Origin of the sequence: Haloquadratum walsbyi J07HQW2, from assembly GCF_000415985.1 — an archaeon.
Classification (GTDB): domain Archaea; phylum Halobacteriota; class Halobacteria; order Halobacteriales; family Haloferacaceae; genus Haloquadratum; species Haloquadratum walsbyi_B.
In genome coordinates this window covers 1,438,564-1,440,942 of record NZ_KE356561.1, presented here as the reverse complement: position 1 = coordinate 1,440,942, position 2,379 = coordinate 1,438,564, and the positions used below count along the sequence as shown (strand labels likewise).

4 protein-coding genes are annotated in these 2,379 nt (G+C 47.2%); all 4 read right to left on the bottom strand.

Annotated elements, in window-relative coordinates:
- Positions 1–29 precede the first annotated feature (29 nt).
- Positions 30–386, bottom strand: coding sequence for a hypothetical protein (locus tag J07HQW2_RS06655; protein ID WP_048075183.1), 357 nt, complete (start codon positions 384–386; stop codon positions 30–32).
- Between the two features lie 400 nt (positions 387–786).
- The gene (locus J07HQW2_RS18010) at positions 787–939 is read right to left on the bottom strand and encodes a hypothetical protein (RefSeq protein WP_021054658.1); all 153 of its coding nucleotides are present in this window, start codon (positions 937–939) and stop codon (positions 787–789) included.
- 315 nt (positions 940–1,254) lie between these two features.
- On the bottom strand, positions 1,255–2,079 hold the full coding sequence (locus tag J07HQW2_RS06650; RefSeq protein WP_021054657.1) for an ABC transporter ATP-binding protein: 825 nt from the start codon (positions 2,077–2,079) through the stop codon (positions 1,255–1,257).
- The coding region (locus J07HQW2_RS06645) for an ABC transporter ATP-binding protein C-terminal domain-containing protein (protein ID WP_048075524.1) at positions 2,076–2,379 on the bottom strand (304 nt) is incomplete at its 5' end. The genes J07HQW2_RS06650 and J07HQW2_RS06645, both read right to left, overlap by 4 nt.

Below are 2,379 nucleotides of genomic sequence, written 5' to 3'. Positions count from 1 at the left end.
TGAACGTCACGGTGGAAGGACTAGAACAGTCATTTTTGAACTGATCGTCCCATCTTAACGCCGATCCCTGCTGCGGCGTAGCCGACACCCAACACCAATCGTCGGAGTGCAAAGGCTTGGTCATTGGTCAAATAGAGCTCATCATGTACGCCAAACAGTCCCGAACCCAACACTGGCACGACCAACAGCGCAGCCCAGGTAGTGACGATACTGCCGCCTCTGCCGCGCCAGATGTCCCACTGGCGTGTCATCAGCCATCCGATGAGGGCGTACGTGACCGCTAATGAGCCGAGCACACCGGGATCTCGAAAATCAATAAGTATGAACATCACAACCGGAAGGCCTCCTAGTTTGAGGCCGACTTTCGGAGTAAATCGGTTTGGCATTGGTGTACTCATGGCAACTCTCAGCTGAATTATAACGAAACGGTTGGAGATAGTCACAACATGTGATTATGTTCATCGCCACACCCAATTGCTGGTGCGCGGCGTGCTACATTCGTGCTCGCAGTCTCGCATACACGTTCTGTGCCAGAAAAAGTAGTTCACACTCTACAGATATCAAGGCGAGTGCCTCGGGATCGGGGATTTGATACTGATGTGAATTTCACTTATCTGGGACGCATTTTCATTTGCAATGTTTCTAAGTTTCGTCAGCAAATCTCTCTGTTCAGAAGCACTCAGAGAATTAAGATGAGTCGGGATTTTATCCTCAAATATAACTCAACTGTCTTGTGATCCGCCTAAAAAGATATATTCCACACATGTTGAAAAGCAGTGCCGGTGTTTAAAACCAAAACTTGAGAGCAGCTTCAATTTCTTCCTTGCTAGCGGTGTTATCGTCTGCAAGGGTATCAATCGCTTCGAGCACTTCCACCGGAACGCGTGGCTCGTCGTCCACATTATGATGGATGGACTCTCGGACGGATTCGGCAGACATACGAGTTATCCGATGAGCCATCGAAATAAATCTGATTGGTCGAAATAGGGGGTGAGACAGAAAGCGTGTACGGAGTGTCCTGCACTAGGTAGCCGCACCAATCTCTTGTGCAAGACTCGCGTTGTATACCTCGCACGCCTATCGGAACATTCATTTAAACTAATAGAATCTTCGGCAGTCGATACGCAGGCTCGTCCTGATAGTTGATTTATCAAATCCTGATGAAATCAATCCCGTACGAATAGTTCTATGACACCCTCATTATACTAATAAACTGTGTAAATCAGGTATTTACTCTCTTACCCTCAGTGCAGATCATCCGCCAAGGAAGTCTTGTCGGACTTGCTCATCGTTCAATAACACACTGCCGTCGTCCATGTAACGGTTCTCTCCATTAGCAAGTACATATCCTCGATCACAGCGTTGCAATGCCTCCTTTGCATTCTGTTCAACCATCAAAATAGCAGTCCCATCGTCATTGATTCCGTCAATCCGATCAAACATATCATCAACGAGATCAGGTGCCAATCCTGCTGATGGTTCATCTAAAAGCAGTAATTCGGGTTCAAGCATCAGTGCACGACCCATTGCTAGCATTTGCTGTTGCCCACCAGACATTGTCCCTGCCTTTTGATTTTGACGTTCTTTCAGTATTGGGAAGCGATTAAATACAGCGTTTAGTGCATCCTCTGGAACTGAATCAAGAATGTATGCACCCATTTCGAGATTCTCACGAACACTCAATGTCGAAAATACATTCTCATTTTGTGGCACATATCCAACGCCCTCTCGAATAATTTCCTCAGGACGGCGACCGGTGATATCGGCATCATCAAACGTGACTTTGCCACCCATATGTGCTGTCAATCCAAAGACCGATTTCATCACTGTTGACTTTCCGGCACCGTTTGGTCCAACAATAGTGACATACTCACTGGCACCGACGTCCATATCCACACCAGTGAGAATCTGAAGATCGCCGTAACCAGCATCAAGATTACGGACAGAAAGTAATGATTCCTTTGCACGGTCAGGGCGGGATGCTTGTGAGACTAATTCGTCACTCGCTGATGTGCTTTCACTCTCAGTCCTGCTTGATGTTGATGTCGATCCTACTGGTGACTCACCAGTACTTGTCATACTGTCCCCCCAAGATACGCTTCAATAACTTCCTCATCATCGCGCACTTCATCCGGACTTCCCTCGGTGAGAACACGACCCTGATGTAAAACAATGACCTGTTCACAGTTCTCCATAATAAGATCCATATCGTGTTCGACAAGAAGAAATGTGTAACCCTGCTCGCGAAGTTCATGAATGTGTTCAAGTAAGCGACGTTCAAGTGACGGGTTCACGCCCGCGAACGGTTCATCAAGAAGTAACATATCAGGGTCAGTCAGGAGTGCACGAGCTAGTTCAAGCAGTTTTCGTTGTCCACCT